This is a genomic window from Lachnoclostridium sp. An14, assembly GCF_002160755.1.
Classification (GTDB): domain Bacteria; phylum Bacillota; class Clostridia; order Lachnospirales; family Lachnospiraceae; genus Lachnoclostridium_A.
Map to the genome: position 1 here is coordinate 1 of NZ_NFLE01000018.1, position 14,224 is coordinate 14,224.

General features: G+C 54.7%; 14 protein-coding genes and 1 tRNA gene. 9 read left to right on the plus strand and 6 right to left on the minus strand.

Going from position 1 to position 14,224, the window contains the following annotated elements:
- The first annotated feature begins 157 nt into the window (after nt 1-157).
- Together B5E84_RS11265 and B5E84_RS11270 are read left to right on the plus strand one after the other, a co-directional pair.
- Nucleotides 158-409, plus strand: a complete 252-nt coding sequence (locus B5E84_RS11265; RefSeq protein ID WP_087222768.1) for a hypothetical protein — start codon at nt 158-160, stop codon at nt 407-409.
- 62 nt (nt 410-471) lie between these two features.
- The gene (locus tag B5E84_RS11270; RefSeq protein ID WP_087222770.1) at nt 472-1,242 is read left to right on the plus strand and encodes an NlpC/P60 family protein; all 771 of its coding nucleotides are present in this window, start codon (nt 472-474) and stop codon (nt 1,240-1,242) included.
- Between the two features lie 207 nt (nt 1,243-1,449).
- Here the strand turns inward: B5E84_RS11270 and B5E84_RS11275 are convergent.
- The 3 genes from B5E84_RS11275 to B5E84_RS11285 form a co-directional block, all read right to left on the minus strand.
- Nucleotides 1,450-1,522: transfer RNA gene (locus B5E84_RS11275), tRNA-Ala, on the minus strand.
- Nucleotides 1,523-1,671: 149 nt separating this feature from the next.
- Nucleotides 1,672-1,977: an AzlD domain-containing protein gene (locus tag B5E84_RS11280; protein ID WP_087222772.1), complete on the minus strand. Its 306-nt coding sequence runs from the start codon at nt 1,975-1,977 to the stop codon at nt 1,672-1,674.
- Nucleotides 1,974-2,723: an AzlC family ABC transporter permease gene (locus tag B5E84_RS11285; protein ID WP_087222774.1), complete on the minus strand. Its 750-nt coding sequence runs from the start codon at nt 2,721-2,723 to the stop codon at nt 1,974-1,976. Before B5E84_RS11285 ends, B5E84_RS11280 begins: the two co-directional genes overlap by 4 nt.
- 417 nt (nt 2,724-3,140) lie before the next feature.
- Here B5E84_RS11285 and B5E84_RS11290 point away from each other — a divergent pair, with 417 nt between their 5' ends.
- The gene (locus tag B5E84_RS11290) at nt 3,141-4,997 is read left to right on the plus strand and encodes an ATP-dependent nuclease (protein WP_087222776.1); all 1,857 of its coding nucleotides are present in this window, start codon (nt 3,141-3,143) and stop codon (nt 4,995-4,997) included.
- A gap of 1 nt (nt 4,998) precedes the next feature.
- On the opposite strand, the gene B5E84_RS11295 is transcribed toward B5E84_RS11290, so the two are convergent.
- Complete coding sequence (locus B5E84_RS11295; protein WP_087222778.1) at nt 4,999-5,889, minus strand: LysR family transcriptional regulator; 891 nt, start codon at nt 5,887-5,889, stop codon at nt 4,999-5,001.
- Entirely contained in the window at nt 5,886-6,872 is a 987-nt protein-coding gene (locus B5E84_RS11300; RefSeq protein ID WP_087222780.1) for a LysR family transcriptional regulator, read from the minus strand. Before B5E84_RS11300 ends, B5E84_RS11295 begins: the two co-directional genes overlap by 4 nt.
- A 230-nt stretch (nt 6,873-7,102) precedes the next feature.
- On the opposite strand from B5E84_RS11300, the gene B5E84_RS11305 reads away from it, so the two are divergent.
- Together B5E84_RS11305 and B5E84_RS11310 are read left to right on the plus strand one after the other, a co-directional pair.
- Nucleotides 7,103-8,386 carry an SLC13 family permease gene (locus B5E84_RS11305; RefSeq protein ID WP_162612854.1) on the plus strand — a complete coding sequence of 428 codons (1,284 nt, stop codon included), beginning with the start codon at nt 7,103-7,105 and terminating at the stop codon, nt 8,384-8,386.
- A gap of 60 nt (nt 8,387-8,446) precedes the next feature.
- Complete coding sequence (locus B5E84_RS11310; RefSeq protein ID WP_087222784.1) at nt 8,447-9,370, plus strand: alpha/beta hydrolase; 924 nt, start codon at nt 8,447-8,449, stop codon at nt 9,368-9,370.
- A gap of 216 nt (nt 9,371-9,586) precedes the next feature.
- Here the strand turns inward: B5E84_RS11310 and B5E84_RS11315 are convergent, their stop codons facing one another.
- A complete protein-coding gene (locus tag B5E84_RS11315; RefSeq protein WP_087222786.1) occupies nt 9,587-9,880 on the minus strand; it encodes a helix-turn-helix transcriptional regulator in 294 nt (97 codons plus the stop codon).
- Nucleotides 9,881-10,030: 150 nt separating this feature from the next.
- Between B5E84_RS11315 and B5E84_RS11320 the strand changes: the two genes are divergently transcribed.
- Genes B5E84_RS11320 through B5E84_RS11335 form a run of 4 tightly spaced genes read left to right on the plus strand, consistent with a single transcriptional unit; the run spans nt 10,031 to nt 14,132 of the window.
- Nucleotides 10,031-11,119 (plus strand): P-loop NTPase family protein, encoded by a 1,089-nt coding sequence (locus tag B5E84_RS11320; RefSeq protein ID WP_087222788.1) that lies wholly within the window; start codon nt 10,031-10,033, stop codon nt 11,117-11,119.
- A 27-nt stretch (nt 11,120-11,146) separates the two neighbouring features.
- Nucleotides 11,147-12,382 carry a TadA family conjugal transfer-associated ATPase gene (locus B5E84_RS11325; protein ID WP_087222790.1) on the plus strand — a complete coding sequence of 412 codons (1,236 nt, stop codon included), beginning with the start codon at nt 11,147-11,149 and terminating at the stop codon, nt 12,380-12,382.
- 12 nt (nt 12,383-12,394) lie between these two features.
- Nucleotides 12,395-13,186, plus strand: a complete 792-nt coding sequence (locus tag B5E84_RS11330) for a type II secretion system F family protein (protein WP_087222792.1) — start codon at nt 12,395-12,397, stop codon at nt 13,184-13,186.
- A gap of 16 nt (nt 13,187-13,202) precedes the next feature.
- Nucleotides 13,203-14,132, plus strand: coding sequence for a type II secretion system F family protein (locus B5E84_RS11335; protein ID WP_087222794.1), 930 nt, complete (start codon nt 13,203-13,205; stop codon nt 14,130-14,132).
- The last annotated feature ends 92 nt before the right edge of the window (nt 14,133-14,224 follow it).

A 14,224-nucleotide genomic window follows, 5' to 3' on the forward strand; every position in this document is an offset into this window, starting at 1 on the left:
CTTGGCGGTGACTGAAAAACTGATCCAGGCCGGAGCGGGCGTTGGAGATAAAGAGGGCAAGTGAGGAGGTGATCCCACATCTCCGGGCCGGGCGGTATCCCGGCGGCCGCAGGGCCAACCTAGAAATAATCGTGAAGAGAAAAGGAGAAAAAGAACTATGATTAAAGCAAACACTGGAAACCATGAAATGCAGGCACCCCATACGGCTGAGGAATGCCACCAGAACGATGCACCCCACAAACACCCTGAGACGGACTGCGGACACTATGTGCCGTCCGGGCCCGGAGTAGATCTTGCGGACAGCAGCGCACCGGGAAATGACGACACTGTGCGCAAGGAGGATGCGGTGACCGGCCCCGGCGTGCAGATCGACAAGGACGCAGTGACCGGCCCGGGAGTCGGACTCTGATCTGCGACATCGCAACTCTGGCCCTGGGAGAGATCCTGGGGCCTTTTTATATGGAGGTAATTATGTCAGATAAAAGAAAAGCCGCCGGCTTGGTGGCATTTTGTGAGAGTAAAATTGGTACACCCTACGTATACGGAGCAAAGGGCGAGGTACTGACGGAGGAACGCCTGCAGGTTTTGAAGAAGCAGAATCCATCCATGTATACCAGCAGTTATACTAATAAGGCCCGGAAGTTTATCGGCCAGCGCTGCACCGACTGCAGCGGCCTAATCAGCTGGTACACCGGCATCGTCCGGGGAAGCTATAACTATCACGACACAGCGGATGAGCGGGTGGCCATTGGGGCTCTCGACGAGTCCATGATCGGCTGGGCGATCTGGAAGCCCGGCCATATCGGCATATACGTCGGAAATGGCTACTGCATCGAGGCCAAGGGCATCAACTACGGAACAATTAAATCCAAAGTGAAAGATACCGCCTGGAAGAAGGTCCTGAAGCTCTGTGACATTGACTACAGCGTGGATCCGGTTTATACAGAGGGCTTCAAACGGGCTGCGGACGGCCGGCGCTGGTGGTACCAGTACGCAGACGGATCCTGGGCGTCCAACGGCTGGTATTGGCTTACAGAGGCCACCGGTGGCACATCCGGCTGGTATCTGTTTGACTCTGAGGGTTACATGCTGACCGGATACCAGCAGGATCCGGCGGGAGAGTGGTATTTCCTGTGCCCGGATGCCGGTATTCATGAAGGGCAGTGTATGATCACCGATGCCCGCGGGGAGCTTCGGATCGCAGAGCGGTACGACTTTGAGAACCACAGGTATGTGATTTAAAAAAGAAGTCCGGCAGCAATTTACGGGACTTCTTTAAATACCATCTTCGGAGAAAAATTCGTGTGATTTTCGTGTGATACTCGTGTGATATTTTACCGGAAATCAGGCTGTTTTTTTATACATTCCGGTTTCCGGTTTTTCCTCTCAAATCACTAAAAAACCTCGTATCTATGCGGTTTTTCGCATAAATACAAGGTTTCTCTCAAGTGGAGCATACGGGATTCGAACCCGTGACCTTTTGAATGCCATTCAAACGCGCTCCCAGCTGCGCTAATGCCCCAACGCGTTTTTTATTATAGCACAGAGTTTACGGTTTGAAAAGTCTTTTTTTAAAAAAATTTAAATTTTTATGATTTTTAGCAATTTTCGCATTTTTGCCGCTGAAAATGGCCGTTTAGTCGTTTCCCACAAAACAAAACCGCCGGGCCATCAGAGAAACAGCTCCAAAATCAGCACCGTCGCGCAGCAGGCCAGGGCCACCCGGAATAAGTCGGCGCCCAGCCAGGCGGCGGCGATGCCGATGATCAGGGCGGCGGCGCCGGAGACGGGGCTCTGGGTGGCCTCCAGGATGGCCGGGAAGGTCATAACGGCCAGGGTGACGTAGGGCACGTAGTACAAAAAGGATTGGATAAACCGGTTTTTGATCTGTTTCTGAATCAGGGTCAGAGGCAGGGCGCGGATGGCGAAGGAAACGCCGGCCATCACCAGGATGTAAATGTAGATGTTTGAGGTCATGATTCTTCCTCCTTGGGATCTCTTGGAAACAGGGCGGCTGCCGCGGCGGAAATCACCACGGTGAGCAGGATGGTTCTGGTGCCGGACGAAACCGCGGCCAGGGCCGGCAGGCTGGCAGCCAGAAAGCTGGCGGCAAAGCAGAGGATGATAAGCCCGGCTACCACCCGGTCCGTCTTTGCCGGGGGAATGATCACCGCCAGGAACATCCCGTAGAGGGCCACGCTGAAGGCGCTCACCAGCCGCAGAGGCAGAAGGCTTCCGGCTAAGGCACCGATGGCCGTGCCGCAGGCCCAGCAGGGGGCCGCCACCGCCATAGCCCCGTAGGTGTAGGCGGGATCCAGGTAGCCTGGACGGGCGATATTGATGCCAAAGAGCTCGTCTGTGATGTCAAAGGCCATGAACAGCCGGTGGTAAAAGGGGATCCCCGGCCGCATCCGCTGGCTCATGGCACAGCTCATGAGCAGGTAGCGGGCGTTGGTGATCAGGGTGATGATGGCCACCTCCAGATAGGAGGCGCCGGCGGCGATCAGGGTGAAGGCCGCGTACTCCCCGGCGGAGGCGTTGCAGAGGATGCTGGCTAAAAAGCCCTGTCCCGGTGTGAGTCCCGCGTTTTTCGCGGTGATGCCCAGGGAAAAGGCCACGGCGAAGTACCCCAGCCCGATGGGAGTCCCGTCCCGCAGCCCCTCCAGGAAGGCTGTGCGCCAGCCCGGGAGAAGGGGACGGGAAATGTCCGTTGCGCGTTTCATATGAAAAACTCCTTTTTTGTTGGTTTAGGCGGGTCAAAAATCCGCAAACGTCCCTATTATACTCCTTTTCTTTCCATTCGTAAAATGAAAGTTTATAATACGTCCGTTGCGCATTTTGTATGGAACATATTTTGGGGGCCCGGGGGGGGAGCGGGGCGGCGGGGACAGCCCGCAAACGCTCCTGAAATGCCGCTTTTCTTTACATTCCCGTCATGAAAGTTTATAATATTTGAATATCAGGGGCGGAGGATCGAAAATACCCGTGGGGTGTGTCAGCGGGGGATTTACTTTTGAGGCCAAGGCCCTGTTTAAAAAGGTTTGTGAATTCAGCGGACACCGAGATATGGCCGCCGCAGTTTCCGCCGGAGACCGTTTGCGGAAACGGAGGGGCGGCCCCGGAGCCGAAAGGAGGCGCACATGAAATTTTCCCGCATCATCATCCGGAATTTCAAGCTGATCCGGGAGATGGACATTTCCAATATTGAAAACGCCCTGATTCTGGTGGGGAAGAACAACACCGGAAAGACCTCCGTCCTGGAGGCGATCCGGCTGATCACCGGCTCCTACGTGCCTACGGAGCGGGATTTCAACGAAAAAATGCAGAACATTGAGGTGGAGGTGTTTCTGGAGATCACACAGGAGGATCTGCGCCGCCTTCACACCCTGGGGCTGGTGAGCCAGTACAAGCGCTACGAGGTGTGGGAGAAGGATTTTTGCCGCCGCCTTCCCTCATTCCGGGACGGCGTCCTCCATTTCACCCTCACCTGCAACCGCAGCGGGGAGGTGCGCTACGGCGACGGTTACCGGAAAAACAACCGCTCCATCCCGGAGGTGCTGCCCCATATGTACTGCATCAACGTGGAGCGGGAGATCGACCAGTTTCAGAAGGATCTGCTGTTTTTCCAGGACCGGATGCTCATGGATCAGCTCCGTTCCGGTTTCTGTCTGTTTGACGCGGCAAAGGAGTGCCGCCACTGTTTCCAGTGCGTGGGGCTTATCGAGCAGAAAAGTCCCCAGGAGCTCACCATCGGGGAGACGGCCAGGCTGCTGGAATACAAGCTCTATCAGACGAATCTCAGCGACTTTTCCGGGCGGCTGAACGACAATTTTGAGAAAAACGGCGGCTACGGGGAGATCTGCTACACCTTAACCTGCGCGGCGGAGGATATGTTCCGCATCCAGGTGACCATGTTTCAGGAGGAAAAGAACCGGGAGACCCCGGTGGAGGATATGGGAAAGGGCATGAGGAGCATTTATTTGCTGTCCCTTTTGGAGACCTACGTGGAGGACGACAAAAAGCTGCCCAGCATCCTGGTGATGGAGTATCCGGAAATGTTTCTCCACCCTAAATTGCAGAAGATTGCCAGCGAGACCCTCTACCGCCTCTCCAAGAAAAACCAGGTGATTTTCAACACCCATTCTCCCCACCTGCTGGTAAATTTCACCAGGAGGGAGATCCGGCAGGTGGTGCTGGACGGAGAGTATTATTCCGCGCTGCGGGAAAATACGGACATCGACGTGATTTTAAACGATCTGGGCTACGCCGCCGGGGACTTTATGAATGTGGATTTCGTATTCATCGTGGAGGGAAAGCAGGACAAGAGCCGCCTGCCCCTGCTGCTGCAAAAATACTACAAGGAGACCAGGGGAGAGGACGGAAACCTGTACCGCATCGCCATCATCACCACCAACAGCTGCACCAACATCAAGACCTATGCCAACTTAAAATACATGAACCAGGTGTACTTAAAAGACCAGTTTCTCATGATCCGGGACGGAGACGGGGCCGACCGGGAAAAGCTGCGCCGCCAGCTCTGCGCCTACTACGAGGAGCAGAACCGGGTGGACGTGGATAAGCTGCCCCGGGTGAGGCCGGAAAACGTGCTGGTGTTAAAATACTATTCCTTTGAGAATTATTTCCTGAATCCCGCGGTGATGGCGAAACTGGGGGTGGTGGACTCGGAGGAGCAGTTTTACCGGATTCTCTGGAAGAAATGGAGGAGCTATCTGCGGAATCTGACCAGCGGCCAGCATTTAAAGGAAGTGCTGGGGCGGGATTTCACCTCCCCGGAGGATATGAAGGCTCACATGGAGGAAATCCGCACCTACCTGCGGGGCCACAATCTCTACGACATTTTCTACGGGAAGTACCGCTCGAAGAAAGGGGAAACGGAGCTTTTGAAACGGTACATCGACCTGGCGCCCAGGGATGATTTTAAGGACATCCTGGACGCCGTGGACCGGTTTGCTTATTTTGACAGCCGGAAGGGGTAGGCTACGTCTCCCCGTAGGCGTTCAGAAACAGAAAGATCAGCTCCCGCATGGCCCCGGCCAGGACTGTGCTTTTGTGGTAGGCCAGAACCACGTGGAAACAGGCGGGCGGGGTCAGGGAAAAATAGGCGCAGCCATCCTCAGGCTCAGCCAGGGAGCGGGGGAGAAAGGCGGCGCCTTTTCCCTCTGCCACCATATGCCTGGCGGCGGCAAGGTCGCTGATCTCACAGAGGACCTTGGGGGTAAAGCGGGCGGCGGCAAACAGCCTGCGCTCGTGGGTCTGAAAATAGCTGCCGTTCCGGTTTAAGATGAAGGGCTGGTCCGCCAGCTCCTCCAGGCGGACGCCGCTTTTCCGGAAAAGGCGGATCAGGGGATGGCCCTGAGGAAGGGATAAGAGCAGCTCGTCGTCCCGCAGGGGAAGATATTCCAGGATGCTGTGGGTCAGCTCTCCGGCGGCCATCACCGCCAGCTCCGCCATCCCTCCCGTCAGGTAGTCCTTGGCCACGGAGGCGTTGCCGTTGATCACATTTAAAAAGACGCCGGGGTGGGTTTCCGCGAAGGACGGCAGGATCCTGGTGGAAAAGTCCGGCAGCAGGGAGCCGTTCATCACCAGGATGATCTGCCGGCGGCCGGAGACGCGCTGGCGCTCGATCTCCTCCAGGGCGCGGTAGTAGATGTTTAAGGCGGAACGGGCTCCGTTTACGTAGATGCGGCCGGCATCGGTCAGGAGGAGCTGGTTTTTCTCCCGGCGAAACAGCCTGGCGTCCAGCTCCCGTTCCAGCTTTTTCACCTGCTGGGACAGGGCGGGCTGGGTGACCAGCAGGCGGTCGGCGGCCCTGGAGAGGCTTTTCTCCTCTGAAATGGCGATGATAGTTTCCAAAAGCCTGGTATTCACGGCAGGCCCTCCTTTCCGTGGAATTCCTCCCAGAGACTGCGGGCTCTGGCGTTTAAGGCGGGGGTGTAGATCGGGTTGTCCCGGTCTTTTTTAATGACCAGATAGGCCAGATACCGCTCTGCCTCCGACAGTTGCCGGCCCTTGGGCACCACAATGCCCAGGCTTAAGTAATACCGGGGGCTGGGGGAGAAGTAGACGATGCGCTCCGGATCCTCCACCAGGGAGGAGCGGGGCAGCAGGCCGGCCCCGGCGCCCTGACGGATCATGTTGGTGAGCACTAAAAGGTTGTTGGTCTCAAACACTACGGTGGGGGTGATGCCGGCGTGGGAGAAGATAAAGTCCGACATGGTCCGCACCGTGGTTCCGGGGGCCAGCAGCACGAAGGGGGTGTCGGAAAACTCCCGGATGTCGATGGCGGGCAGGCGGCTGCCCGCGGGGCCGGAGGCCAGGGAGGCCAGCCGGTGGAAGGCGGGGACGCCCAGGACCAGCTCCTCCTTGGAGGTGGTGATGCAGTCAAACGCGGAGGCTCCGGTATCGTAGTAGGAGGCCAGGGCAAAGCTGACCCGTCTCTCCTCCACGTTCCGCCAAAGGTCCTGCATATAGGATTCCTTGATTTCCACCTTTACGTCGGGAAAGCGGCGGCTGAATTCCGGGAAGATCTGAGCCACCATGATGGAGCCTCGCAGCGGGGACGCTCCCACGGTGATGGTCTCCGTCAGCTCGTGGGTGACGCGGCGGATGGCCTGGTAGGTCTGATCCCGGACGGCGAGGATCTGCTTTGCCGCGTCCAGGTAAATATAGCCGGCGGGAGTGGGGATCAGCCGCTTTTTCTCCCGCAGGAACAGATCCACCCCCAGGGTCCGCTCCAGGCCGGAGAGGAATACGCTTAAGGTGGGCTGGGAAACGTGCAGCCGTTTCCCGGCCCCGGAGAGGCTGCCCTCCTCGGCGATGGCGGTGAGATAGGTGAGTTCTTTTACGTCCATGGCCCTTTCGCTCCTTCTTTCTTTTCTTTCATCATAGAGGAGCAGGAGGGGGAATGTCAATATCTATAGTTTTTGCTTATAGCTTTTATAGCCATTGCTGGATTGTTTTCCCCCTTTCCCGGCCCTATAATGGGAGCATCAATGAAGGGAGAGGAAGATGGCTCCTCCTGCCGGCGGCCGCGGCGGGAACTGGCTGGAGCCCTCCGTTTCCCGGTTACGGAGGTAAAAAAATGACTACAGAAATGATCATCGTCCTGTGTATTCTGGCGTTTATGGTAGTGATGCTGCTGACCCACGCCCTTCCTTACGGAGTCACTGCCATGATGTGCTGCGTGGCCTTTGTGCTCACCGGCGTCTGCGACATTTCCACCGCCTTTTCCGGCCTTTCCAACAGCACCACCATTATGGTGGCGACCATGCTGGTAGTGGCCAGCGCCCTGGGGAAAACCAGCCTGGTTCACCGGCTGCGCCAGGCCATGAACAGCTTGCAGGGCAAGAGCGGCATTCTTTTAGTAGCGGCGATTTATGTGATTACACTTGCATTGTCTCAGCTTATGGGACAGATCGCCTGCGTGTCCATGATGCTCCTTTTTGTACAGACCTTAGACGACGACAGCGATATTTCTCCGGCGAGAATGCTGTTTGCCGTGGCCTGCATCAACACCATCTGGACCTCTAAAATCCCGGTGGGCATGGGAGCCACCATGCCGGGCACCATCAACTCCTTCTATCAGGGAATGGTGGGGCCGGAGCATCTGCTCGGCATCGCGGATTATTTTAAGGCCGGCATTTTCCCGGCGCTGGCGGGCACCATTTACTGCCTGTTTGCCTATAAGCTGATCCCTTCCCAGAAGATCGACAGTTCCCAGGTGAAGGAGGTCAAGGAGCAGGCGGCCCTTTCCAAGCGGGATGAGACCATCATTTTCCTGGTATTCCTGGGCGTGATCGCCGGCTTTATGTTCTCCAACCAGCTGGACAGCAACATCACCAACATCCTTCCCGCCGTAGGCGTCATCGTGCTGATCCTGACGAAGGTATTTACGGTAAACCAGGTGATCACCACCATGACCGGCGATATGGTGTGGATGATCGCCGGTATGACGGTGATGTCCACTGTGCTGGGAAATACGGGAGTGGGCGATCTCATCGGCCAGACGGTGCTTCGGATCCTGGGGGACAATCCCAGCGGCCTCTACGTGTCGGTGGTATTCTGCGTGGTGACCACGGTGATGACCAATTTCCTCTCCAACATGGGAACCATGGCCCTCATGTGCCCCATTGCGGCGGCCACGGCTTTGGCCGGGGGAATGAACGTGCAGGCGGTGGTGCTGGTGACGGCGGTTTCCAGCTGGTTTGCCATTGCCATGCCCACCGGCTGCTCCGCGGCGATCATGGCCTTTGGAATCGGAAACCACAATCCCTTTAAGCTGTTTAAATTCACCCTGCCCATGATCCTGATTATGATGGTGGCTCTGATTGTGGGAGTGAACCTGTTCTTCCCCATTTACGGATGATGAGAAGGCGGATATAATAAAAAGAAAAGCGGCAGAAAGCAAGGAAGGAGTGCATTTAGAATGAAACAGACCATAAATCCCGGTCACGAGAAAAAGACGCTGACCCTTATAGATAATATTGTGTATTCCAGAAGGACGGATCTGGAGGGGAATCCCCTGGATCTGACCATGTCCATCCTGCTCCAGAACGGCAACAGCGAGATGCGGCTGGCGGCCGGAGAAGACGACCCGAAGGAGGATCACAGCCCCAAGCCGGCCCTTTTGTGGATTCCCGGCGGCGGCTGGAGAGGGGCGGACAAAAACCTGATGCTGGGAGAGATGGCGGAATTTGCCAACGCCGGCTACGTGGTGGCGTCCATGTACTACCGCAGCAGCGCCCAGGGGCATTTTCCGGACCAGCTCATCGACGTGAAAACGGCCATCCGTTTCCTGCGGGCCAACGCGTCCAAATATGAGATCGACCCGGAGCGCATCGGAGTGTTCGGCCGGTCGGCGGGAGGCCATCTGGCGGCCTTTGCGGCCATGAATCTGGACGATTACAACGAGGGAGAGTGGGAGGGCCATTCCTCCAGCGTGCAGGCCTGCTGCAATCTGTTCGGCCCCACGGACGTGCTGGGACTGATGGAGATCGAGGAGAAGAAGTTTGCCGATCCCAAATTCCGCTGGCATAAGGTGGAGGACACCCACGGAGGAGCCCTCTTAGGCGGCGACCCGGCCACCATGAAGGAGCGGGCGAAGGCCGCCAGCCCGGTGTATTTTGTCAACCCCGCCATGTGCCCCATGCAGATCCTCCACGGGGACAACGACCCCATCGTGCCCATAGAGGCCAGCAGCGACGTGCTGTATGAGAAGATCTGCCAGGCCGGCCTGGAGGACCGGACAGAGTATTACGTGGTGCAGCACGCCGGCCACGGAACCAGGGAGTTTTTCCAGGATTCGGTGAAGGAGCTGATGATTGGGTTTTTTGATCGGTATTTGAAGTAGGAGGAGAGGGGCGGGGAGAACGCAAGAGTTGATTATAAAGCGGTAAAACAGAAAGTCTTTTCCTTTTTAAAGAGATAAAATAAGGATAGGATAATAAAATATTTTGTAAAAAGAAGAAAACCGTACCAAACGGCAAAGCACAGAATACGATGCAAAGCCGTTCGGTACGGTTTTTTCTGTTATTTTAAGCAACAAGAAGTACGGAGACGAAACCGTTTATCCCGTACCCTTATTTCCAGATTTAAAATATTCTACCAAACCGTAGATCAGCATAATTTCCTGCTCATTCAGGCCGGAAATGTCCAGGGAAGCAGTGGCATTGATTCCCAGGAGGTAATCTGTGGAAACGTGGAAAAGTTTCGCAATATCCACGATCAGGGAGGTGGAGGGGACAGAAATCCCCATTTCCCATGCGTTGACAGAGCTTCTCGTGACATTGAGCTTTTTAGCCAGTGCAGATTGGGTCAGGTTATTTTTTTCACGTAGAGACTTAATTTTATCAGCGATCATGTTGTCACTCTCCTTTGTAGAGATAACAATATAATAATCACAATGATATTGCATTATCAAAAAGATATTTTAAATTGACATACAACTACAAATTTTATATAATTAGGATAATTTGAAGGGTTCCCAGAGATGGGCAAGGGGGGAATGGGCATGGTCAAAAGAACTGTGGTTCTGGCAGACAGCGATGGAGTTTATTTAAAACGGCTGTCGGACTATTTTATGGAAAAGGCACCTCAACTGGAGCTGAGTATTTTCACAGATCTTTCAATGCTAAAACAATATCTGCAGCGGGGACGGGTGGATATTTTGGCGGTGGACGAAACATTTGCAGATCAGGAACTGGCGGCGCAGTCCACCGTGGCGGTTAAAATCGTCTTGTCCACTGCGACGGACACTGTGGACGGCTTTGAAACGGTGAAGAAATATCAAAAGACAGAAAGCCTGTTAAATGATTTGCTTTTAAAATATGCGGAATCTACTGGTTCCGCGGAAGTGATCCGTGGAAACAGCCACACAAAAATCACTGCCTTTTACAGCCCGGCAGGAGGAACGGGAAAGAGTACTTTAGCGTTGGGAATGGCGACAACTTGTGCCTGTGCCGGACTGCGTACTTTGTATCTGAATCTGGAGGAGATAGACTCGATGGATATGGTATTGGCAGAAACGCCGGGAACGCTCTCGGATCTGTTTCTGGCTTTAAAGACAAAGGGCATGAACGTGGGGATTAAGCTGGCCTCCAGCGTCAGACAGGAACCGTCGGCTGGATTTTACTATGTAAATGGTGTGGAAAGTATATCCGAGTATGGGGAAATGGAAGGGACGGATATGGTCCGGCTGCTGGAAACGGTAAAGAGTCAGGCAGAATACGATGTGATGGTACTGGATCTGTCCTCTGGTTTTTCAGAGCGGACAGTAAAGATACTGGAGCAGACGGATGTCATTTTTGTGCCGGTGACGGCTGAGGAGACGGCGGCAGCAAAGCTGAACCGATTGCTAAATGAGGCCGCGTTTCACGAGAATTACAATGCGCTGTTTGGGAAAATGGAATTGGTGGCAAACAGGATGTCCGGAAAGACTGGGGAAACCGTATTGCGGGAGAGCGGGCTGGCTGGAAGACTTCCCTGTGTGGGAGTGATAGGAAATCTCCCGGTGTTGGAGAGAAAAAAGGCCCTGCTGCAGGGGAAAGAGCAGCTTATGGCCGTATTCCAGCCGCTTTTGGCGCGGCTGATGAATGGCTGAACACGGCATTTGCGCGGGAGGTAGGGTATGATCGAGAATATGCAGGCGTATGCCAGGCAAATCCGGGAACTGGTGTCCCAGCGTCTGGATCTGACCAGAAATGTAAGCGATGATGAAATCCGGGAGGTCATTGCAGAGATTGTGATGGAGGAGTCCCGGAAACAGTATCTGACACTGACAGAGAAAAAAGAGGTGATGGAGGGCGTATTCAATTCCATGAGGGGATTGGATGTGCTCCAGCCTCTGGTGGATGACCCCACAGTTACGGAAATTATGATCAACGGCCCGCACAATGTGTTTGTGGAACAGAGCGGCCGCCTTTATAAAAAGGACGTCAGTTTTGGTACCAATGAAAAGCTGGAAAATGTCATTCTCAATATCGTATCGAAAGTGAACCGCACAGTCAACGAGGCTAATCCCATTGTGGACGCCAGACTGCTGGATGGTTCCCGCGTCAACGTGGTGCTACCGCCAATCGCGTTGGATGGGCCGACGGTGACCATCCGTAAATTCCCGGAAGATCCCATGACCATGGAAAAGCTCATCGGCTACGGCTCGATCACCCCTGAGGTGGCGGAGGTATTGGAGCGGATGGTGCGGGCAAAATACAATATTTTCATCAGCGGCGGAACCGGATCCGGAAAGACCACGTTTTTGAACGCCCTCTCCAACTATATTCCAAAGGATGAGCGGGTGATTACCATAGAGGATTCGGCGGAACTGCAGATCAAAGGCGTAGCGAACCTGGTCCGTCTGGAGACGAGAAACGCCAATGTGGAGGGAAAAGGAGAGGTCACCATTCGGGATCTGATCCGGTCGTCCCTGCGGATGCGGCCGGAACGGATCATCGTGGGAGAGGTTCGAGGGGCAGAGGCCTTGGATATGCTTCAGGCCATGAATACCGGCCACGATGGCTCTCTTTCCACCGGCCACTCCAACTCCACCAAGGATATGCTGAGCCGTTTGGAGACTATGGTAATTTCCGGGAACAGCATTCCCATCGAGGCCATCCGCCAGCAGATCGCCTCCGCTCTGGACATTATCATCCAGCTGTCCCGCCTCCGGGACAAATCCCGCCGTACTCTGGAGATCACAGAGGTGGTGGGGTATGAAAACGGCGCGATCCGTTTAAATCCCCTGTATCGGTTTGTGGAGCACGGTGAGACAGAGGACGGCAGGATCATCGGCGGGCTGGAGCGGACGGAAAATCCGCTGGTTCACACCTATAAGTTTCATATGGCGGGCCTGTCTGATCAGGTGTAGAGGAGAGAGAAGATGTTTGGAAAGAAAAAAGAGGATGAGATGGTGCCGCGGGAGGACGGCCTGACGGACTATGACATCTATATTATGGGAAAACAGGAAAAAATTCTCAATATGGCATTTGCGGCCATTGTCCTGTTTCTGGTGGGCTATGTATTCTACCAGAACATTCTGTTGTCTGCCGTTTTGATGGTGTTCTGTGTGAAATTTCCAAAGATTCGCACGAGGCAGATCATTGAAAAGCGGAAAAACCAGCTGACCCTTCAGTTTAAAGATATGCTGTATTCCCTGTCCTCCGCTTTGGCTGTGGGTAAATCCGTGGAAATGGGGATCCGGGACTCTTTGCAGGATCTCCGGGTGATCTACCCCGATCCCAATACGGATATTCTGCGGGAGATGGAGTACATCCTGCGGGGAATTGGAATGAATAACACAGTGGAGGAAATGTTCGGCCAGTTTGCGGAGCGGGCCCATTTGGAGGATATTGACAATTTTGTGGACATCTTCGTGACCTGCAAGCGCACGGGGGGAGATTTAATCGAGGTAATGCGCTCCACGTCCAACACCATCGGGGAGAAAATCGAAGTGAGGCAGGAGATCAATACCCTGATCTCCGGAAAAAAATATGAGTTTAACTTTATGATGGTGCTTCCGGTCATTATGGTGGAATTTCTGGCGCTGACCTCCGCGGACTATATGAAACCGGTGTTTACACAGCCGGCGGGGATCGCGGCCATGACCGTGGCCATCGCCATTTTTGCTCTGGCCTATTTTGTGGGTTCCAGGGTGATGAAAATAGAAATTTGATGACGGGAGGGAGAGTATGGCTGTAGCGATCATTCTGTCTGCGGGAATCTGCGCGGTGTTTGCAGGGCTGTTCCTGGTGTCCTATCTGAAGTCCAGGGGACAGTACGACGAGTATATGGAATATGTGGACAAAGAGGAGTACGGGCTGAAGGACTTCATTCCTTTGGGACTGTTTCTGTCGGAGCTGGACATTTTGGAAAAGGGGATTCCCCTGCCGGTCAAAGCGATGTTAGCCAGGCACAGGAATCAGGTGTATCAGAAGATTCTGGAGCTAAGGGGGCCGAAGGAGGCAGAGTTTTACAGCTATATTCACAGCGGATACCGGATGGCGGCGGCCCTGGTGACGGCGGCAGGAGCCTCTGTGGTGGGAGTTATCATGAGTGTCCAGGGGGATCCTTCCAATGGAATCCTGTTTAGCGGGATGGCGGTGGCAGCGTTTGCGGCTGTGCCGTTTCTGGTGGATAGCAGTCTGAACAGCGAAATTGAAAACCGGCGGCTCCTGATTCAGATGGAATTTCCGGAGTTTATCAATAAACTCACCCTTCTGGTCAATGCGGGCATGACCATCTCCAAGGCGTGGGAAAAGATCATCAATGAAAATAAGAAGGATCACATCCTCTACCGGGAGATGCGGTATGCTCTGATGGACATTAAGGCGGGGCGTCCGGAGGCTGTGGCATATGAGGAATTTGCCAGACGGTGTCGGGTGAAAGAGGTGACGAAGTTCGTCTCTGTGGTCGTCATGAATCTGAGAAGGGGCGGCTCGGAGGTGGTGCCGGTATTGAAGGCGCAGGGCGACGAGTGCTGGGAGATGCGCAAAAGCGCGGCCAGGCAGATGGGCGAGGAGGCCAGCACGAAGATTTTGATCCCCATGATGATCATGTTTCTGGGAATCGTGCTGATCGTGGCCACGCCGGCGGTGCTCAGTATGACGTCCGGGATGTAAGACAGCGGGTAAAAACGGCAGTCCAGGTACGGCGCCGGAAAAACGGCGGATACCGGCTGCGTTTTTATAGATCAAAGGGAAAGGAGGAGACC